21 protein-coding genes are annotated in these 19,437 nt (G+C 70.2%); 3 read left to right on the plus strand and 18 right to left on the minus strand.

Annotated features, from left to right (window positions below; translation table 11 throughout):
• The first annotated feature begins 4 nt into the window (after window positions 1–4).
• On the plus strand, window positions 5–829 hold the full coding sequence (locus tag N1028_RS02825) for an ABC transporter ATP-binding protein (RefSeq protein ID WP_259525256.1): 825 nt from the start codon (window positions 5–7) through the stop codon (window positions 827–829).
• Window positions 830–943: 114 nt separating this feature from the next.
• Here N1028_RS02825 and N1028_RS02830 read toward each other — a convergent pair whose 3' ends face one another.
• From N1028_RS02830 to groES, 4 genes are all read right to left on the minus strand, one after another.
• Window positions 944–2,302 (minus strand): ABC transporter substrate-binding protein, encoded by a 1,359-nt coding sequence (locus N1028_RS02830; protein ID WP_259525257.1) that lies wholly within the window; start codon window positions 2,300–2,302, stop codon window positions 944–946.
• A 127-nt stretch (window positions 2,303–2,429) separates the two neighbouring features.
• A complete protein-coding gene (locus N1028_RS02835) occupies window positions 2,430–3,194 on the minus strand; it encodes an ABC transporter substrate-binding protein (RefSeq protein ID WP_259525258.1) in 765 nt (254 codons plus the stop codon).
• A gap of 7 nt (window positions 3,195–3,201) precedes the next feature.
• Complete coding sequence (gene rarD, locus N1028_RS02840; protein ID WP_259525259.1) at window positions 3,202–4,167, minus strand: EamA family transporter RarD; 966 nt, start codon at window positions 4,165–4,167, stop codon at window positions 3,202–3,204.
• Window positions 4,168–4,240: 73 nt separating this feature from the next.
• A complete protein-coding gene (gene groES, locus N1028_RS02845; RefSeq protein WP_259525260.1) occupies window positions 4,241–4,537 on the minus strand; it encodes a co-chaperone GroES in 297 nt (98 codons plus the stop codon).
• Between the two features lie 153 nt (window positions 4,538–4,690).
• Here groES and N1028_RS02850 point away from each other — a divergent pair, with 153 nt between their 5' ends.
• On the plus strand, window positions 4,691–5,887 hold the full coding sequence (locus N1028_RS02850) for a THUMP-like domain-containing protein (RefSeq protein WP_259525261.1): 1,197 nt from the start codon (window positions 4,691–4,693) through the stop codon (window positions 5,885–5,887).
• Window positions 5,888–5,939: 52 nt separating this feature from the next.
• On the opposite strand, the gene N1028_RS02855 is transcribed toward N1028_RS02850, so the two are convergent.
• The 9 genes from N1028_RS02855 to glmS all read right to left on the minus strand — a co-directional run bounded on the left by N1028_RS02855 (window position 5,940) and on the right by glmS (window position 14,212).
• Complete coding sequence (locus N1028_RS02855; RefSeq protein ID WP_259525262.1) at window positions 5,940–6,482, minus strand: DUF4190 domain-containing protein; 543 nt, start codon at window positions 6,480–6,482, stop codon at window positions 5,940–5,942.
• A gap of 98 nt (window positions 6,483–6,580) precedes the next feature.
• On the minus strand, window positions 6,581–6,859 hold the full coding sequence (locus tag N1028_RS02860) for a DUF4190 domain-containing protein (protein ID WP_259525263.1): 279 nt from the start codon (window positions 6,857–6,859) through the stop codon (window positions 6,581–6,583).
• 122 nt (window positions 6,860–6,981) lie between these two features.
• Window positions 6,982–8,037: a tRNA (adenosine(37)-N6)-threonylcarbamoyltransferase complex transferase subunit TsaD gene (gene tsaD / locus N1028_RS02865; RefSeq protein WP_259525265.1), complete on the minus strand. Its 1,056-nt coding sequence runs from the start codon at window positions 8,035–8,037 to the stop codon at window positions 6,982–6,984.
• Window positions 8,034–8,561 (minus strand): ribosomal protein S18-alanine N-acetyltransferase, encoded by a 528-nt coding sequence (rimI, locus tag N1028_RS02870; protein ID WP_259525266.1) that lies wholly within the window; start codon window positions 8,559–8,561, stop codon window positions 8,034–8,036. Before rimI ends, tsaD begins: the two co-directional genes overlap by 4 nt.
• Entirely contained in the window at window positions 8,558–9,169 is a 612-nt protein-coding gene (gene tsaB, locus N1028_RS02875) for a tRNA (adenosine(37)-N6)-threonylcarbamoyltransferase complex dimerization subunit type 1 TsaB (RefSeq protein WP_259525268.1), read from the minus strand. Before tsaB ends, rimI begins: the two co-directional genes overlap by 4 nt.
• A gap of 56 nt (window positions 9,170–9,225) precedes the next feature.
• Window positions 9,226–10,863 carry an alanine racemase gene (gene alr / locus N1028_RS02880; RefSeq protein WP_259525269.1) on the minus strand — a complete coding sequence of 546 codons (1,638 nt, stop codon included), beginning with the start codon at window positions 10,861–10,863 and terminating at the stop codon, window positions 9,226–9,228.
• Entirely contained in the window at window positions 10,860–11,999 is a 1,140-nt protein-coding gene (alr, locus tag N1028_RS02885) for an alanine racemase (protein ID WP_259525270.1), read from the minus strand. The genes alr (N1028_RS02880) and alr (N1028_RS02885) overlap by 4 nt, the downstream gene beginning before the upstream one ends.
• Window positions 11,999–12,358: a holo-ACP synthase gene (locus tag N1028_RS02890; RefSeq protein WP_259525271.1), complete on the minus strand. Its 360-nt coding sequence runs from the start codon at window positions 12,356–12,358 to the stop codon at window positions 11,999–12,001. Before N1028_RS02890 ends, alr (N1028_RS02885) begins: the two co-directional genes overlap by 1 nt.
• Before the next feature lie 6 nt (window positions 12,359–12,364).
• Window positions 12,365–14,212 carry a glutamine--fructose-6-phosphate transaminase (isomerizing) gene (gene glmS, locus N1028_RS02895; protein ID WP_259525272.1) on the minus strand — a complete coding sequence of 616 codons (1,848 nt, stop codon included), beginning with the start codon at window positions 14,210–14,212 and terminating at the stop codon, window positions 12,365–12,367.
• 87 nt (window positions 14,213–14,299) lie between these two features.
• On the opposite strand from glmS, the gene coaA reads away from it, so the two are divergent.
• Entirely contained in the window at window positions 14,300–15,253 is a 954-nt protein-coding gene (gene coaA / locus N1028_RS02900) for a type I pantothenate kinase (RefSeq protein WP_259525273.1), read from the plus strand.
• 92 nt (window positions 15,254–15,345) lie between these two features.
• Here coaA and glmM read toward each other — a convergent pair whose 3' ends face one another.
• The 5 genes from glmM to rplQ form a co-directional block, all read right to left on the minus strand.
• On the minus strand, window positions 15,346–16,710 hold the full coding sequence (glmM, locus tag N1028_RS02905) for a phosphoglucosamine mutase (protein WP_259525275.1): 1,365 nt from the start codon (window positions 16,708–16,710) through the stop codon (window positions 15,346–15,348).
• 26 nt (window positions 16,711–16,736) lie between these two features.
• Window positions 16,737–17,222, minus strand: coding sequence for a 30S ribosomal protein S9 (gene rpsI, locus N1028_RS02910; protein WP_259525277.1), 486 nt, complete (start codon window positions 17,220–17,222; stop codon window positions 16,737–16,739).
• Between the two features lie 44 nt (window positions 17,223–17,266).
• The gene (gene rplM / locus N1028_RS02915; RefSeq protein WP_259525279.1) at window positions 17,267–17,713 is read right to left on the minus strand and encodes a 50S ribosomal protein L13; all 447 of its coding nucleotides are present in this window, start codon (window positions 17,711–17,713) and stop codon (window positions 17,267–17,269) included.
• 165 nt (window positions 17,714–17,878) lie between these two features.
• The gene (locus N1028_RS02920) at window positions 17,879–18,769 is read right to left on the minus strand and encodes a tRNA pseudouridine synthase A (protein ID WP_375163400.1); all 891 of its coding nucleotides are present in this window, start codon (window positions 18,767–18,769) and stop codon (window positions 17,879–17,881) included.
• A gap of 62 nt (window positions 18,770–18,831) precedes the next feature.
• The gene (gene rplQ, locus N1028_RS02925; protein WP_259525283.1) at window positions 18,832–19,386 is read right to left on the minus strand and encodes a 50S ribosomal protein L17; all 555 of its coding nucleotides are present in this window, start codon (window positions 19,384–19,386) and stop codon (window positions 18,832–18,834) included.
• Window positions 19,387–19,437: the final 51 nt, after the last annotated feature.

Here is a 19,437-nt window from a genome sequence, read left to right on the forward strand (position 1 = left end):
CAGCATGAGCGACATCGATCCCAACGAGGTCAACGCCGAGACCAACGAACTCGCTGCCGAGCGCGCTGCGGCGCGCACCGCGGCGCCCACCGACCGCGGCGACGTGGTGCTGAAGACCGAGAACCTGGTCGGCGGCTACCTCCCCGGCGTCAACATCCTGAACGGCTGCACCATCGAGGCCTACCCGGGTGAGCTGATCGGCATCATCGGCCCGAACGGAGCCGGCAAGTCGACGGTGCTGAAGGCGATCTTCGGCCAGATCAAGATCCGCAGCGGCCGCGTCATCCTGAAGGGCGAGGACATCACGGGCCTGAAGGCCAACAAGCTCGTCACCAAGGGTGTCGGCATGGTGCCCCAGAACAACAACGTCTTCCCGAGCCTCACCATCGAGGAGAACCTCGAGATGGGCCTGTTCCAGAAGCCGTCGATCTTCGCCGAGCGGTTCGAGTTCGTCACGACCCTCTTCCCCGAGCTGGGCAAGCGCCGCAAGCAGCGTGCGGGCTCGCTCTCGGGCGGTGAGCGGCAGATGGTGGCCATGGGCCGCGCGCTCATGATGGAGCCCTCCGTGCTGCTGCTCGACGAGCCCTCCGCCGGTCTCTCGCCCGTGCGCCAGGACGAGACGTTCATGCGCGTGCACCAGATCAACCGTGCGGGCGTGTCCGTCATCATGGTGGAGCAGAACGCTCGCCGCTGCCTGCAGATCTGCGATCGCGCCTACGTGCTCGACCAGGGCCGCGACGCGTACACGGGCACCGGCCGTGAGCTCATGAAGGACCCGAAGGTCATCGAGCTCTACCTGGGCACCCTGGCCGCCGACCAGGGCCACTAGAGCAGCGGATGAGAGGCCCGGCCCCGAGTGGGCCGGGCCTCTTGTCGTGTCGGGGCACAGCAGAAGGCCCGGCACCCTCCGAGGAGGGGCCGGGCCTTCGGTGTGCGGGGGTGACTACTCCGCGAGCGAGCCGAACTCGACGTTCAGCGGCGAGTAGGTGCTGTCCGCGCCGTACTGGTAGACACCGATGTACGCCTCGGTCGGGTCACCGTTCTCGTCGAACGTGATCGGGCCGGAGATGCCGTCGTAGTCGATGTCGGTCCCAGCGGCCAGCAGGTCGGCGCACTCGGCGAAGGTGGTGCACTTGGTGCCACCCTCGGAGACTGCCTGCATGTTCTTCTGGATGGTGGGACCGTCGGTGGCGCCACCGGCGACGGCAGCGAGTGCCATCAGGTTGACGGCGTCGTAGGACTCAGCCGCGTAGCTGAAGTCCTTCAGGTCCGGGTTGATGCCGAACAGCTTCGCCTTGAACGCGTCATCGGCGAGGACACCGGGCAGGGTGCCCTTCGCGCAGTTCAGCACGCCCTCTTCGAAGTCCTCGGAGTAGTCGGCCAGGTTGCCGTCGACGAAGTACAGCTTGCTGCCGTCGAAGCCCTTGGTGCCCACGAGCTCGGGGACGATGACCTTGGTCTGGTCGAACGCGATGAGCGCGATCGAGTCGGGGTCCTCGGCGAGCACGGCGTCGATCTGCGAGGCGAACTGGCTGTCGCCCTCGTTGAACGCCTCGGACGCGACGACGGTGCCGCCGGCGTTCTCGATGGCGGTCGTGACGTTGGACTCGAGGCCCGAGCCGTAGGCGTCGTTGAGGTAGATGATGCCCACGTTCTCGGCACCGTCGTTGACCATCAGGTTGCCGAGCACGCGGCCCTGCAGCACGTCGGAGGGAGCGGTGCGGAAGTAGAAGCCGCCGTCGTTGTAGGTCGAGAAGTCGGGCGAGGTGTTCGCCGGCGAGACCTGCACCACCTGGGCTCCGGTCACCTGGTCGATGAAGGTGAACGAGACACCCGACGACGCTGCTCCCACGATGCCGGAGACGCCCTGGCTGAGCAGGTCGCTGGCGGACTGGGTGGCGATGTCGGTGGTGGTGTCACCCGAGTCGCGGTGGATGACCTCGGCGTTGCCGCCCAGCACACCGGCGGAGGAGGCGTTGATCTCGGCGATGGCCAGATCCACACCCGCGATCTCGGGCGGGCCGAGGTAGGCGAGGCTACCGGTGGTCGGGAGGATCGAGCCGAGCTTCAGCTTGGTCTCGCGCGACTGCGCGGTCTCGGGCGCTGCCGGGGTGATCTCCGCGGCCGCGGTGGCGGCGTCGGGGCCGCAGACGGCCGCAGCGGCGGTGCTGTCTCCCCCGTCGGTGCTCGGCGTCGAGGCGCAGGATGCCAGCAGCAGAGCGCCGGCACTGAACGCGGCGACGCCGGCAACGATGGAGAGGGGCTTCGAGCGCGAGGTGGTGACCTTCGCGAATACGCTCATGGTGCTCCTTATTAGAATGTGTGCAGTTTCGTGGCAGGTTCGAAGAACCGGCCGTGGATTCACGGTAAGCGGTGTTCGGGCCCGGAACAATACATTGGTGTTACAGCCGTGTAACACGGCCAAATCGTTACCTGTCGGTGACCTGCACGACACCCGTCGACAACTGCCCGGTGACGCCGGTGTAGCGGATGTCGGACCGCGTCGTGAGCACGTCGAGGCAGGCTCCGTAGGTGGCGCACGAGACCGCTCCGGTCGTGACGGCGGGCAGGAACTGCTGCACCGAGGTGCGCCCGTCGTCGCCCGCGAGCGCGGCGGCCAGCGCGGTCATGACGACCGCGTCGTAGCTCTCGGCGCCGTACCGGGTGTCGGTGAGGGTGGGGTCGGCCGAGCGCAGCCGTGCGCTGAACGCCTCGTCGACCGAGATGGGCTCGCCGGTGGCGCCCACCGCGGCGATGCCGCTCGTCGCGGCGGCCTCGGCCAGCGCCGGCGTCACCCCCTGGGCGTTCGGGCCCACGAGGGCGTCGACGCCGCGGGCATCGAGGGCCGTCACCGACTCGGCGGCTCGCGACGCGGAGGCGTCTCCGGCGTCGGCGTGCACGAGGTGCACGGGCCCGCCGTTGACACCGCCCACCTGCTGGATGTCGCGCGCGGCGAGCTCCGCACCGGCGAGGGAGGCTGTGCCGAGTGCCGACTCCGTGCCCGAGAGGGGCACGACGAGCCCGATCAGCAGAGTGCCGTCGCCCGAGGGGATGGGCTGCGCCATCGTGGGGATCGGCGTCGGCGAGGAGGGGGTCGCCGCGTCGGCCCCGCCGAAGCATCCGGTGAGCACGAGACCGAGGGATGCGGCCAGCACAGCGGCGGTCGAGGCGCGGAGGAGGGCGGTGTGAGTCATGCTCGCATCACCCTATCGGTCCCTCCACAGCCGTCGAGGCGGCGCCACGCGCGCGCCCGGCGGCACGCACCATGTCGATCACGAGGATGACGAGAGCCACCCAGACGATGACGAATCCGGCCCAGCGCTCGGGCGGCATGGGCTCGCCGAGCACCACGACGCCGATCACGAACTGGATGACGGGGGCGATGAACTGCACGAGCCCCACCCAGATCAACGGCAGACGCCTGGCGGCCGCCGCGAACAGCAGGAGGGGCAGAGCCGTGGCCACCCCGGAGAGCACGATGAGCACGCTGTGCCCCCAGCCCGCGCTGCCGAGCACGATCCCGCCGGGGCCGAACTGGCCGACCAGCACGAGCACCACGACGGCCACGGGCGCGAGCCACGCCGTCTCGAGCGTGAGCCCGCTCACCGCGTCGACCCGCGGGCCCACGTGCTTCTTGACGAGGCCGTAGGAGCCGAAGGAGCCGGCGAGCACGAGCGCGACCCACGGCACCGAGCCGTGCCCGAACGCCAGCACGAGCACGGCGATCGCGCTGATCGCGATGGCGACCCACTGCATCCGCCTCAGTCGCTCGTGCAGCACGAGCACTCCGAGCAGCACGGTGACGATCGGATTGATGAAGTAGCCGAGCGAGGTCTCGACCACCTGGCCCGCGAGGGTGGCGAGGATGTACGTCTGCCAGTTGATGTAGATCAGCACGGCGGCCACGGCCATCAGCCCGAGCAGGCGGCCCTGGCGCGCGATGGCGAGGAACGCGGGCCAGGCCCGCGTCACCGTCAGGAGCAGCGCGCAGAACACCAGGGAGAACAGGATGCGCCAGCCGACGATCTCGAAGCCCGAGGCCGGCCGCAGCAGGAGGAAGTAGAGCGGGAAGATCCCCCACAGCGCATAGGCGCCGACGGCGTTGAGGAGCCCGGAGCGGAACTTCTCCGACTCGGTGCCTGCGATGGCGAGCGGAGACGGTGGCACCGCGTCACTCTACTCCGGAACGCGAAGAACCCGGGCGGCCGAAGCCACCCGGGTTCTCAGAGCGTGAGCTGCGTCAGCGCACCACGACAGCGAGCACGTCGCGAGCCGAGAGCACGAGCAGGTCTTCTCCGCCGTACTTCACCTCGGTTCCGCCGTACTTGGAGTAGATGACCTTATCGCCGACTGCGACGTCGAGCGGAACGCGGTTGCCGTTGTCGTCGATGCGGCCGGGGCCGACGGCGACGACTTCACCCTCCTGGGGCTTCTCTTTCGCGGTGTCGGGGATGACGAGACCGGAAGCAGTGGTCTGCTCAGCTTCGACCTGCTTGATGACGATGCGATCCTCGAGCGGCTTGATGGAGACCGACACGGTTGACCTCTTCTTTCTCAGTTTCAAAACGTCTGGGTTAGCACCCTCACACCGAGAGTGCTAATGCGAGTTTAGAGGCACCTCTGGCACTCGCGCAACGTGAGTGCCAGAGGATGACGCCTCGTTGCGCCAACGCCTTGGTACCGTTGCCGGATGGACTCCGCCGAGCTCTCGCACCTCTTCACCGCCGAGGGCCTGAGGCTGGTCGACGAGCTGCCGCCCTATTCCTCCCTCGATCCCGTCGCCCAGGTCTCCGCGCTCCGGAAGGCCGGTCATCCGCCCGGACTCGTCACCGCCGTGCTCACCCAGGCGCGGCTGCGGGAGCGTGCCGTGACGAAGTTCGGCGACTTCGCCTCGCGCCTGCTGTACACCCAGGCGGGCCTCGAGCAGGCCACCCGACTGCCGATCGCGGCACTGCACGCCGGTCGCTTCCGGGCCGCCGGGGTGGGCAAGGTGGCCGACCTCGGCTGCGGGCTCGGCACCGACGCCCTCGCGATCGCCGCCCTCGACATCCCGGTCGTCGCCGTCGAGCTCGACGAGGTCACGGCCGCCGTCGCCGCTTACAACCTCGCGGCGTTCCCGCACGTCGAGGTCGTGCACGGCGACGCGGAGACCTTCGACCTCGAGGCGGCCGGCGTCGATGCGGTCTATCTCGACCCCGCGCGCCGTTCGGCGGGCTCGGGCTCGACCACTCGGCTCACGCGACCCGAAGACTACTCCCCCTCGGTCGGCTTCGCGTTCGGCCTCGCCGCCGCTAGGCCCGTCGGCGTCAAGCTCGGTCCGGGCTTCGACCGGGAGCTCATCCCCTCCGAGGCAGAGGCGCAGTGGGTCTCGGTCGACGGCCAGCTCGTCGAGATGGGACTCTGGTTCGGCGCTCTCGCCCGCCCGGGCGTCCGCCGGGCCGCCCTCGTGGTCTCCGGAGGCTCCTCCGCCGAGCTCACGGCCGAGGCCGACAGCCCGGATGTCGAGGTTCGCGAGCTCGGCGACTACCTCTACGAGCCGGACGGTGCGGTCATCCGTGCTCGACTCATCGGTGCCCTCGCAGGGCGGCTCGGCGCCGGGATGGTCTCCGCCTCGATCGCCTACCTGACCGCCGACACCCTCACACCCACCCCGTTCGCCCGGGCCTTCCGCGTGCTCGAGCGCCTGCCCGCCGGCGAGGGCGCGCTCAAGAAGGCGCTCCGGGAGCGGCGCATCGGCACTCTCGAGATCAAGAAGCGCGGGATCGACGTCGACCCGGCGTCGCTCCGCACCCGTCTAGCGCTGAAGGGCCCCGAGTCCGCCACCCTCGTGCTCACCCGCATCGATGGCGCGCATGCTGCGCTGCTCGTCGAGCGGGCTGACGTGTGAGTGGCGGCCCCGGAGCCCTTCTCGGGTCGACCGTGGACCGGTCGGCCGGAGATCAGTAGGAGTAGTACGTTCCGGCTCCCGCTGCCGCGATGATCACCACGACGAAGATGATGTAGGCGATGACGCCCAGCACCGCGAGACCGGTGAACACGTACGACAGGATGAGTCCCGCCTTCGCGAGTCCACGACCCGACTCCCCCGTGCGGTCGATCTGCTTGAGCGCGATGTGGCCGGTGACGATGCCCGCGATCGAGAAGAGGAACGCCAGGATGATCGTGACGATCGCGAGCGTGTTCGTGGGCGGCGCCGCGGGGGTCTGATAGCCGTAGTACGGCTGCTGACCCTGGGGCGGCTGGTAGCCGGGAGGCGCCTGCTGGTAGCCGGGGTTGGCCGGCGGGGCCTGGTAGCCGGCCGGGGGCTGCTGGTAGGAGGGTGCCGGCGGCTTCTCGAGGTTGGGCGCCGCAGGTGCGGACGGGTAGCTCGGGGGCGGCGGCGTGTAGGAGGGCGCCGGCGGCGGGCCGGACTGCCCGGGCGGCGTGACCGGGGGAACGGGAGGTTCTCCGGCCGACGGTGTGGAATTGTTCGTGTCGCTCACAAGGAACGCCCTTCTGCGAAGTGGCCGATGCGGCCGCGGGACTTCGGGTCGATTACCAGACTAGGCGCAGGTGGCTCGCGCCACCTGCGCCCAGCACGTCAGTACGTGGTGATCGACGGGTTCGACGCCGCGATGCCCACGGCGACGATGATGAGGATGATGCCCAGCACGAGCGAGATCGCACCGATGATGATGCCGGCGAGCGCGAGCCCACGGCCGTTCTCGCCGGTCTTCTTGATCTGGTTCAGGGCGATGGCGCCGAGGATGATCGCGATGACGTTGAAGCCGAGGATCGAGATGACGAGAGAGACGATCGCGAGCACGTTCGTCTTCTGGGCTGCAGGCACCGCTGCGTAGCCGGGGGTGGATTCAGTCAAGGGAGGGCTCCAATTCGCCTGAGATGACAAGGACGGCACCCATCGTCGCAGGCTCGCTGAGAAAGTGTCAATGCGAGGCGTCACACTAGCTCACGCAAAAACCCGGGGCCGGAAGGCGCGGCCTAGCTCCTCGCCACCTGGATCTCGGTCACGGGAAGAGTGGAATCCGCGCCGAATCCGAGTTCCGACGGCCGGTGCCCCGCCATGATCAGCTGCGCGCCGAGAGCGGCGATCATGGCGCCGTTGTCGGTGCACAGCGACAGCGGCGGGATGCGCAGGGAGACACCCGCGAGTCCGGCCCTGCGAGCGGCCTCCTCGCGCACGCGAGCGTTCGCCACCACGCCGCCGCCGAGCAGCAGGCGGGGGATGCCGAAGTCGGCCGACGCGCGGAACGCCTTCGTGAGCAGCACGTCGACCACGGCCTCCCGGAAGCTCGCCGCCACATCGGCCACGGGCACCTCCTCCCCCGCGTCCTCCGCCCGCTCGACCCACCGCGCCACCGCGGTCTTGAGGCCGGAGAACGAGAAGTCGTAGCGGTGCTTCGCATCGTCCTTGGGCTGCATGAGCCCGCGCGGGAAGTGGATCGCCTTCGGATCGCCACCGGCGGCCACCCGGTCGATCTGGGGCCCGCCGGGGTAGGGCAGGCCCAGGATGCGCGCGACCTTGTCGAAAGCCTCGCCGGCGGCGTCGTCGATGGTCTCGCCGAGCAGTTCCACGTCGCCCACGAGGTCGCGCACGACGAGCAGCGAGGTGTGCCCACCGGAGACCAGCAGCGCGATCGTCGGATACTCGAGCGGCTCGTCGGCGAGCACATCGGCTCCCACGTGCCCTACGAGGTGGTTGACGGCGTAGAGCGGGCGGCCGGTGGCCACAGCGAGCGCCTTCGCGGCGCCGACCCCTACCATCAGCGCGCCCGCGAGCCCGGGGCCGCTCGTCACTGCGATCGCGTCGACGGCGTCGAGGCCGATGCCCGCCTCGGCGAGCGCCGCCTCGATCGTCGGGTTCATCGCCTCGAGGTGGGCGCGCGCGGCCACCTCGGGCACCACGCCGCCGTAGCGGGCGTGCTCGTCCATCGACGAGGCGATCACGTTCGCGAGCAGGGTGCGTCCGCGCACGATCCCCACGCCCGTCTCGTCGCACGAGGTCTCGATGCCGAGCACGACAGGCTCTCGCGTCATGGGGTCTCTCCTCGGGTGTCGGCGAACGCCGGGCCCCTGCTCGGCAGCTCGAGCTGCATCACGACGGCGTCGACCCCGTCGGGCTGGTAGTACTTCGGCCGCCGGGCGATGTCGGCGAAGCCGAGCGAGAGGTAGAGCGAATGGGCCACCGGATTGTCGGCGCGCACCTCGAGCAGCACGCTCCGTGCGCCCCGGTCGGTGGCCTCGGCGAGCAGTCGCGCCATGAGCTGCCGCCCGAGCCCTCTGCCTCGCGCCGACGGGGCCACCGCGATGGTCTGGATGTCGGCGAAGTCCGATCCGGGCGGGCACAGGAGCCCCGCATAGCCGCGGAGGGCTCCGGGGTCGGTGGCGAGATCGGGATCGGGACCCTCGGCGTCGAGCCCCACGAGGTAGTAGCCGTAGGGGTGGCCGATCTCGCGGGCCATCGATTCGCGCGACCAGGCATCGGTCTCGAAGGAGGCCTCCTCGAGCGCCATCACGGCGTCGAGGTCCGCCGAGCCCGCCCGTCGCAGCCGCCAGCTCATCGGGTCACCCGCTTCCGCGCCCCCGGCATCGTCACGTCGGGCGAGCGCAGGTAGAGCGGTTCGGTGAACTCGGGCTGTTCGCCGCGCTCGCGCTGCAGCCGAACCACGCGGCCGAGGGCACCGGCACCGATCTGGGTGGCGTCGATCCGCTCGAAGTCGGGGTAGGGCAGTTCGTCGGGCCGGCAGAGCGCCGGTCCGTCGCTCCGCACGGCGCCCGCGTCGGTGAGATCGTAGCTCGACCAGTAGACCTCGCGACGGCGCGCATCCGTCACCACGAGCACGGCACCGCGCACGCCGGCCGACCACTCGTCGAAGGCCACGGCGTCGTGGCTGACGGCGGGCACGACCGGGCGCCCGATGCCGAGCGCGAACGCGCGCGCTGCAGCGATCCCCACCCGGAGCCCCGTGAACGGGCCGGGCCCCATGCCTGCCACCACGAGGTCGAGCTGCCGGGGCTCGACACGGGCGTCGTCGAGGGTCTGCCGGATCATGTCGCCGATCACCTCGGCGTGCCGCATGGTGTCCTCGGTCGAGTTCTCGGCGAGCACGAGGTCGCCGTCGACGACGGCCACGGAGCTTCCGGCGGAGGTGTCGATGGCGAGCAGCACCCCAGAAGCCTAACGCCGCCGCGGGTGCTCGCGGCCGGGAGGAGCCGCGGGCCGGTTCAGCGCCAGCGCTCCCCGGTCCCCGTGATCCGCACCGTGCGCGGTTCGACCGGAGCATCGCCCGCCTCCGCGCCGTCGACATCGGCATCGGTGCCGGCATCGGATCCGCCGCCGGCACCCGCGCCGTGCGGCCGTTCGATGTCGATCGCGAGGAACGACTCGGCGAGCGCCTCCACGAGCCCTCTGCCCCACTCCACGACCACGACCGATCCGGCGAAGTCGATGTCGAGGTCGTCGAGTTCGAGCGCGCTGCCGAGCCGGTAGGCATCGACGTGCACGAGGGCGGGTCCGCCCACGAGCGACGGATGCGTCCGCGCGAGCACGAAGGTGGGGCTCGTCACGGGGCCGCGCACCCCCATCCCCTCCCCGAGGCCGCGCGTGAAGGTGGTCTTGCCCGCGCCGAGGTCGCCAGAGAGCACGATCACGTCACCGGCGGCGAGAGTCGCTCCGATGCTCCGCCCGAACTCGTGCATCTCCTCGGGGGTCGCGATCTCCCGCACGGAACCGACCAGCGCATCGGTTGTGTTCAGGTACACCCGCTCGACCCGCGGCCCCACCCGCGCCACGATCTCGTCGCCGATGGTCTCCGCCCAGCCCGCCCACTCCTCCGCCGTCGGCTCGCCGTCGTCGCCCTCGCCGAACACCACGACCTCGTCGCCCACCTCGACGGCACCGTCGCCGAGGTCGACCACGAACTGGTCCATCGCGATCCGTCCGGCGATCGGGTACCGGCGGCCGCCGATCCACACCCGGGCGCGGCCCGTGGCGATCCGAGGGATGCCGTCGGCATAGCCGAGCGGCACGAGCGCGAGGGTCGACTCGCGCTCGGTGCGGTAGGTGAGCCCGTAGGACACACCGTGGCCGGCCGGCACCCGCTTGGTCGACACCACGCGGCTGCGGAGGGTCATCACGGGCCGCAGGCCGAGATCGCGCGCCGACTCGTCGTCGAAGGGCGACACCCCGTAGGCGGCGATGCCGAAGCGCACGACCCCGAGGCGCGCCTCGGGCATCCGGATGCCCGCCGACGACGCCGCGAGGTGCACGAGCTCGAATCGCGCGCCGAGCTCCTCCGCCACGGCGACGGCCCGGTGCAGCTTGTCGAGGGCGACACGGTCGTCCTCGGGCGAGGCGTCTGCGAGGTGCGACCAGGCGGCGTGGAGCTTCACGGCGCCGGCGGCATCGTGCGCGAGCGCGGACCGCACGAGGGCCGGCCAGTCGGCCTCGGTCGAGCCGTTGCGGCTCAGCCCCGTGTCGATCTTGAGGTGCACGCGCGGGGCGCGGGAGGCGCCGGCGGCCGCGATCGCGTCGAGCTGCCAGACGGCCGAGATGCCGAGGTCGATGTCGGCCTCCGCGGCCTCGCCGAAGAGCGCGTCCGGATCGTGCATCCAGGCGAAGATGGGCGCGGTGATCCCCGCGGCCCGCAACTCCAGGGCCGCCGGGATGTCGAGCACCGCGAGCGAGGTCGCGCCCGACTCCAGTGCAGCGCGCGCCATCGGCACCATGCCGTGCCCGTAGGCGTCGGCCTTCACGGCGAGCATCGTGTCGGCCGGCCTCGCGAGAGCCGACAGGGTGCGCACATTGTGCCGGAAGGCCTCGAGGTCGATCAGGGCCTCGCGATCCGGAGCTGCCCCGCTCATGCCGTCACCCGCTTCACCCGGCGGCCGAGCCGCGTCACGATCTCGTAGTTGATGGTCGAGGCGGCCCGCGCCCAGTCGTTGGCCGTGGGCTCGCCCCGTTCTGCGTCGCCGAAGAGCACCACGCGGTCGCCCACCTGCGCCTCGTGCTCGCCGAGGTCCACCACGAACTGGTCCATGGCCACTCGGCCCACGATCCGATGCACCTGGTCGCCCACCCGCACGCTGCCGGTGTTCGAGACGTGCCGCGGGATCCCGTCGGCGTAGCCGAGCGGCACGAGCCCGAGCCAGGTGTCGCGGTCGGTGCGGTAGGTGTAGCCGTAGGAGACCCCGGTGCCGGCCGCGACCCGCTTGACCGAGAACAGGCGGCTCTCGAGTCTCATCGCGGGCCTCAGGCCGAGCTCGGCGGAGGTCGCGTCGTCGAAAGGCGAGAGCCCGTAGGCGCCGATGCCCAGCCGCACGAGGTCGAGGCGGGTCTCGGGCAGTCGCAGCGCGCCGGCAGTGGAGGCGAGGTGCCGGATGCCGGGGTCGGCACCGAGGCTCCGCAGCAGCTGCTCCGCCTCGAGGAAGGCGTCGAGCTGAGCACGGTCCTCCTCGTCATCGGCGTTGGAGAGATGGCTGAAGAGCCCCTCGAGCCGGATGCGCCCGCTCGCGATCGCATCGCCGGCAGCCTCGAACACGGGCTCCCACTCGGCCTTCTGCAGTCCGTTGCGCCCCAGACCGGTATCGATCTTGAGGTGCACGAGGGCGGGCCTCGTGGTCGTGCCCGCCTCCACGGCCCGCTCGAGTTGGAGCCGGGTGCTGACGCCCACAGAGATGCCGTGTTCGACGGCCTCACCGAACGACGGGTCGTGCCCGTGCAGCCAGGCGAGCACGGGCGCCTGGATGCCGGCTGCCCGCAACGCGAGAGCTTCGTCGACGTCGGCCACGCCGAGCCGCTCGGCACCACCCTCGAGGGCGGCCCTGGCGGCTGTCAGCGCCCCGTGCCCGTATCCGTCGGCCTTCACGACCGCCATCACGGCGGCCGGAGCCACGAGAGAGGCGACGTGCGCCACGTTCTCGCGGATCGCGGACGGGTCGACGATCGCGCGGCGGAGTGCCGGGAGCTCCCCCGTTGCGGATGCGTGCGCGTCGCCCATCACGCCCCGCCCGACTCGGCCACGACGAACGCCATCGCGTGCCCGCCGTCGTGGGTGAGGCTGAGGTGCACGCGGCTCGCGCCGATACCCGCGACGGCCGCCGCCACACCCCCGGAGAGTGAGAATGCCGGGTTGCGGTGCTCGTCCGAGACCACCTCCATGTCGTGCCAGCGGAACTCGGTCGAGTGCCCCACCGCCTTGATGAGCGCCTCCTTCGCGGCGAAGCGAGCCGCGAGGGAGCGGACCGGCAGCCCGCGTTCGCCAGGAGCGAACAGGCGATCGCGCAGCCGGGGCGTCTTCTCGAGGGCGCGCTCGAATCGCGCGACGTCGACGAGATCGACTCCGACTCCGACGATCACGACGGCCTACTCGACCGTGACGGACTTCGCGAGGTTCCGCGGCTGGTCGACGTCGAGGCCCTTCGCGGTGGCGAGCTCCATCGCGAACAGCTGGAGCGGGATGACCGTCAGCAGCGGCTCGAACAGCGGCGCCGCGAGCGGGATGCGGATGACCTCGTCGGCGAACGGCAGCACGGCCACGTCACCCTCCTCGGCGATCGCAAGGATGCGGGCGCCGCGGGCGCGGATCTCCTGGATGTTCGAGACCACCTTGGCGTGCAGCGAGTTCGGGTCGCGCGGGCTCGGCACCACCACGAACACGGGCTGGCCCGGCTCGATGAGCGCGATCGGCCCGTGCTTGAGCTCGCCGGCTGCGAAGCCCTCGGCGTGGATGTAGGCGAGCTCCTTGAGCTTCAGCGCGCCCTCGAGGGCCACCGGGTAGCCGACGTGGCGGCCGAGGAAGAGCACCGCGCGGCTGTCCGACATCCACTTGGCCAACTGGGTGATCTCGGCGCCGTTCTTCAGCACCTTCGCGATCTTGGCGGGGATGCCCTGCAGCTCCGCGAGCTGCAGGGCAGCGACCGTGGGGTCGAGCGTGCCGCGCACCCGGGCCAGGTGCAGGCCGAACAGGTAGAGGGCGGTGATCTGCGCCACGAAGGCCTTGGTCGAGGCCACGGCGACCTCGGGTCCGGCGTGCGTGTAGACCACGGCGTCGGACTCCCGGGCGATCGTGGCGCCCTGCGTGTTGCAGATCGAGAGGGTGCGGGCGCCGTTCGCGATGGCGTACTTGACGGCCATGAGCGTGTCCATCGTCTCGCCCGACTGGCTGATCGAGATCACGAGCGTGCGCGCGTTGAGCACCGGCTCCCGGTAGCGGAACTCGTGCGAGAGCTCGACCTCCACGGGCACGCGGGCCCACTTCTCGATGGCGTACTTGCCGAGCATGCCGGAGTAGGCGGCGGTGCCGCAGCCGATCACGACGATGCGGTCGATGTCCTTCAGCATGTCGTCCACGTCGGCGAGCTCGCGCAGCACGACCTGCCCGTCGTCGACGCGGCCGAGCACCGTGTTCGCCACGGCCTCGGGCTCCTCGCTGATCTCCTTCGCCATGAAGCTCGACCAGCCGCCCTTCTCGGCGGCCGACGCATCCCACGACACCTCGAACTCCTCGACCTCGACCGGGTTGCCGTCGAAGTCGGTCACGGCCACGTCATCCGGCGTGATGACGACGATCTGGTCCTGGCCGATGGCCACGGCACGGTGCGTGTGCTCCACGAAGGCCGCGACGTCGGAGCCGAGGAAGTTCTCGCCCTCGCCGAGCCCGATCACGAGCGGCGAGTTGCGGCGGGCACCGACCACGACGCCCGGCTCGTCCTGGTGCAGCGCTAGCAGGGTGAAGGCCCCCTCGAGGCGCGACACCACGCGGGCCAGAGCGTTCGGCAGGCCGTCGCCCACCTCGTACTCGCGGCCGAGCATCTTGGCGGCCACCTCGGTGTCGGTCTCGCTGTCGAAGGTGAAGCCGTCGTCGTGCAGCTCCTGCTTGAGCACGGCGAAGTTCTCGATGATGCCGTTGTGGATGAGCGCGATGCGCCCGTCTGCCGAGAGATGCGGATGCGCGTTGCCGTCGGTGGGCCCGCCGTGGGTCGCCCAGCGGGTGTGACCGATGCCGGTCTGTCCGTCGGCCATGGGGCGCGCCTCGAGGTCGTCGGCCAGCACGGCGAGCTTGCCCGCGCGCTTGCGGGTCGAGAGCGTTCCGTCCTCGCCGATCACGGCGACTCCCGCCGAGTCGTATCCGCGGTACTCGAGCCGGCGCAGCCCGCCGAGGAGCACCTCGAGACTGCTGTTGCTGCCGACATAACCCACGATTCCACACATGCGAGCGAGTTTAGCCGAGCGCGCCTGGGCGACCGGTCAGCGTGCGGCGCGCCCGGCACGTCGCGGATCGGGCAGAATGGGGAGCCCATGCCCGATTCCCCCGCGTCCTCCGGCCTCGCGCAGTTCAGCCCGTTCGTCGAGTTCGACCGGGCGCACTGGGCGGCTCTCGCACCGACGACTCCCCTGCCGCTGAAGGAGACGGAGATCGTGCAGCTGCGCGGTCTCGGCAACCCGCTCGACCTCCGTGAGGTCACCGAGGTCTACCTGCCGCTGGCCAGGCTCATCAACCTCTACGCCACGAGCGCGCAGCAGCTGCACAGGGCCTCGACCGACTTCCTCGGCGAGAAGTCGAAGTCCACGCCGTTCGTCATCGGCGTGGCCGGATCGGTGGCGGTCGGCAAGTCGACGACGGCGCGGCTGCTCCGCGAACTGCTCGCGCGCTGGGCCGACACGCCGCGGGTGGAGCTCATCACCACCGACGGCTTCCTGCTGCCCAACGCCGAGCTCGAGCGCCGTGGCCTCATGCAGCGCAAGGGCTTCCCCGAGTCCTACGACCGGCGGGCCCTGCTCCGCTTCGTGAGTGCCGTGAAGAGCGGCAACCCGGAGGTCAGGGCGCCTTTCTACTCGCATCTCAGCTACGACATCGTGCCGGAGGCGCAGATCGTCGTGCGCCAGCCCGACATCCTCATCGTCGAGGGCCTCAACGTGCTGCAGCCGCCGGCGTCGGGAAACCGCCTCGCGGTGAGCGACCTGTTCGACTTCTCGGTCTACGTCGACGCCCGCACGCGCGACATCGCGCAGTGGTACGAGAGCCGCTTCCTCGCGCTCCAGCAGGGCGCGTTCGCCAACCCCAAGTCGTACTTCCACCGCTACTCGAGCCTGTCCGAGGTCGAGGCGCGCGAGACGGCCCGCTCCATCTGGGAGTCGATCAACCTCCCCAACCTGATGGACAACATCCGCCCCACCCGCTCCCGAGCCACCCTCGTGTTGCGCAAGGACGCGGATCACACGGTGAACAGGGTATTGCTCCGGAAGTTGTAGCAGGCGTCAGCAGCGCTGATTCTCTGGGTCGTCGAGTAGGGCCCGTTGCGTTCAGATTCGTGGGAGCTCGAGCCGCCCGGAAGTGACGGTCGTCAGATACCCTGCTCCACGCCCGTCGACAGGCGCTGTCGCACGACATCGGCCAGAGCCTCCGCGATGCGGTCGGCCGTGGCCTGGTCGCCGGCCTCCACCATGACGCGCACGAGCGGCTCGGTGCCGGAGGGGCGGAGGAGAACGCGGCCCGTCTCACCCAGGTCGGCCTCGGCCTCGGCGACCGCCGTGGCGAGCACGCGATCGGTCGCCACGCCGTCGCGGTCGACCCCACGCACGTTCACGAGCGTCTGCGGATAGACCTTCATGACGCTCGCGAGGTCGGCGAGGCTCTTGCCGGTCGCGGCCATGCGGCTGAGCAGCTGCAGACCCGTGAGGATGCCGTCACCCGTGGTGGCGTGGTCGGCGAAGATGATGTGGCCCGACTGCTCGCCGCCGAGGCTCAGGTGCTTCTCGTTGATGGCCTCGAGCACGTAGCGGTCGCCCACGCGGGTCTCGAGCATCGAGATGCCGTGCTTGGCCATCGCGAGCTTGAGTCCGAGGTTCGACATCACCGTCGCCACGAGGGTGTTCTCGCGCAGCGCTCCCCGGTCGAGTGAGCCCAGGGCGAGGATGGCCATGATCTGGTCACCGTCGATGGTGTTGCCCTGCGCGTCCACGGCGAGGCACCGGTCGGCGTCGCCGTCGTGCGCGATGCCCACGTCGGCTCCCGCGGCGACGACGGCCTCGGCCAGCTGACCGAGGTGGGTCGAGCCCACTCCGTCGTTGATGTTCATGCCATCGGGATCGTTGCCGATCACGGTGATGCGTGCGCCCGCCTGGCTGAACGCTTCGGGCGACACCCCGGCGGCGGCGCCGTGGGCGCAGTCGAGCACCACGTGGATGCCGTCGAGCCGGTGCGGGAGCGTCGTCAGCAGGTGCACGACGTAACGGTCCTCGGCATCCGCGAACCGGCGGATGCGACCGATGTCACCGCCGAGCGGGGTCAGCTGAGGGTGCTCGAGAGCCGCCTCGATGCCGATCTCCACCTCGTCCGGCAGTTTCTTGCCGCCCGCGGCGAAGAATTTGATGCCGTTGTCCGGCGCCGGATTGTGCGAGGCCGAGATGACGACGCCGAAGTCGGCGCCGATGTCGGCGATGAGGAATGCCGCTGCCGGGGTCGGCAGCACTCCGGCGTCGAGGACGTCGACGCCGGAGCTCGCGAAGCCTGCCGAGACGGCGGCTGCGATGAAATCACCCGATTGGCGCGGGTCGCGAGCAACCACTGCGACCGGTCGTCGACCGGCCGCCCGGGCCGCTTCACCGAGGACACGTGCACCGGCCTGTGCGATCCGCAGAGCGAGATCGGCCGTGACGTCCTGGTTCGCGAGCCCCCGCACCCCATCGGTGCCGAAAAGGCGAGCCATGCGCTAAGCGTAGAGCCGAGGCGCGATCAGCGCTTCGAGAACTGCGACGCCTTACGTGCCTTCTTGAGACCGGCCTTCTTGCGCTCGATGACGCGGGCGTCACGAGTGAGGAAGCCCGCCTTCTTGAGCTGGGCGCGGTTGTTCTCGCGGTCGATCTCGTTCAGCGCGCGGGCGATGGCGAGACGGAGCGCACCGGCCTGGCCCGAGGGGCCACCGCCGGTGATCTTCGCGACCACGTCGTACGAGCCGAGCAGGTCGAGCACCTTGAACGGGTCGTTGATGAGCTGCTGGTGCAGCTTGTTGGGGAAGTAGTGCTCGAACTCGCGGCCGTTCACCGTGAGGGTGCCGGCACCGGGGACGAGGCGCACGCGGGCGATGGCCTGCTTGCGGCGGCCCACGGCTGCGCCGGAGACGTTGAGCACGGCGCGGGGGGCGCGGGGCGCCTCGTCGGCCGAACTTTCGGTGGTGTAGCTCTCGGGAGCCACGTCAATCTGGTCTGCGATCTTCGCCACGGTAGTTATGTGTCCTTTGTCTGAGTCTGCTGAAGCGAGGGACGCTACTGGGCGACCTGGTCGATGGTGTACGGGGTGGGCTGCTGGGCAGCGTGCGGGTGCTCTCCACCCGAGTAGACCTTCAGCTTGCGGAACTGGTCACGACCGAGCGAGGTCTTCGGCAGCATTCCGCGGATGGCCTTCTCCACAGCGCGCTCGGGGTTCTTCTCGAGCAGCTCGGAGTACGAGACGGCGGTGAGGCCGCCCGGGTAGCCGGAGTGGCGGTACGCCTTCTTCTGGGCCAGCTTGGAACCGGTGAGCGCGACCTTGTCGGCGTTCACGATGATGACGAAGTCACCCATGTCCATGTGGGGGGTGAAGGTGGCCTTGTTCTTGCCACGGAGGATGGCGGCGGCGTGGCTGGCCAGACGGCCGAGGACGACGTCGGTCGCGTCGATGATGACCCAGCCGCGCTGGATCTCGCTGGCCTTCGGGGTGTAAGTGCGCGTCACAGGAGTGCTGCTTTCTTGTTCGAGGTGAGGAGTTCGTGAATCCCACTCCGGTGGGTCTTCCGCTTCAGTTGAGAAGGAGAAGGCAGCCGATGGAGGGCTCAACTTCGGGCGACGCACCAGGGCACGCACACCAAGGGTCTAGGTTACGCGATACCACCTCACCCGTCAAATGAGTTCGCGACGCGCCCTCGTCCGCTCCGCTCGCTCCGCGAGCTCGTCGTCCGGCGGGTAGCCCACCTCGGTGAGCACGAGGCCCTTGGCCGGCATCACGAGGAACTCCCCCGTGCGTCGCCGATCGTCGCGAAGGCGCAGGATGTCGTCGCCCGTCAGCGAACCGTCGCCCACCGCGACCGTCGCCCCCACGAGCGAGCGCACCATGCTGTGGCAGAAGGCGTCCGCCTCGAGCGCCGCGACCAGCACCCCGTCGCCTTGGCGACGCCACGCGAACGAGCGGAGGGTGCGGATGGTCGTGGAGTGCGGCCTCGGCTTGCAGAAGGTCGCGTAGTCGTGGAGGCCGAGCAGGGCCCTCGCCGCCGTGTCCATGGCGTCGACGTCGAGCACGGTCGGGTGCCGCACCGTGCGTCTGCGCTCGAGCGGATCGTGCACGGCAGCGGCGTCGGCGATCCGGTAGCGGTAGCGCCGCCAGCTCGCGGAGAAGCGCGAATCGAACCCGGCGGGGGCGAGGGCGGATCGGGTCACGACCACGTCGGAGTCGGCGCCCAGCACCCCGTTGATCCGCTGGCCCAGCAGAGCAGCGAGCTCCGCCTCGCCGATCCCCGCGGGAGCGCCTCGCCGGCGAAGGCTCTTCAACTGGCCGGGCGCGAGGTCGACGTGCGCGACCTGCCCGGTCGCGTGCACACCGGCGTCCGTGCGCCCCGCCACCATCAGTTCCGGATGCGGTGGGTAGCGGCGCAGGATCGTCGCCATCGTCTCCTCGAGCACGCCCTGCACGGTGCGGAGGCCGGGCTGGCGGGCCCAGCCGGAGAAGTCGGTGCCGTCGTAGGCGATGTCCAGCCGGATGCGCCTGGTCCCGCTCGACTCGATCACAGCATCCATGTTAAACCGAAGAGGGCCCCGCCTTCCTCACGGATGGCGGGGCCCTCTGTCTGCAGCGGGAACTACTTGGTCTCCTCCGCGGGAGCCTCGGTCGACTCCTTGGCGGCGGGCGCCTCGGTGGTCTCGTCGGCGGTCTCCTCGGTCGAGGTCTCCTCGGCGGGAGCATCCTCGGCGGGGGTCTCGACGACCTCGTCCTCGGCAGGAGCCGCAGCGGCGGCAGCCGGAGCGGCCTTCGCGGTCGACTTCTTCTTCGGGGTCACGGGCTCGAGCACGAGCTCGATCTGCACCATGGGGGCGTTGTCGCCCTTGCGGAAGCCGAGCTTCGTGATCCGGGTGTAGCCGCCCTCACGCTCGGCGACGAGCGGAGCGATCTCGGTGAAGAGCTCGTGCACGACCGACTTGTCGCCGATCACGGCGAGCACGCGACGGCGCGCGTGCAGGTCGCCGCGCTTGGCGAACGTGATGAGACGCTCGGTCAGCGGACGCATCCGCTTGGCCTTGGTCTCGGTCGTCTTGATGCTCTTGTGGGTGAACAGGGCGGCAGCCAGGTTCGCGAGGAGCAGGCGCTCGTGCGCCGGTCCGCCACCGAGACGGGGTCCCTTGGTTGGCTTGGGCATTTCTTATCTCCAGATGTGGGTCAGTTGGTCGGGTGGTGAGGCAGACGACGA

This window comes from Herbiconiux oxytropis, assembly GCF_024979315.1.
GTDB lineage: Bacteria > Actinomycetota > Actinomycetes > Actinomycetales > Microbacteriaceae > Herbiconiux > Herbiconiux oxytropis.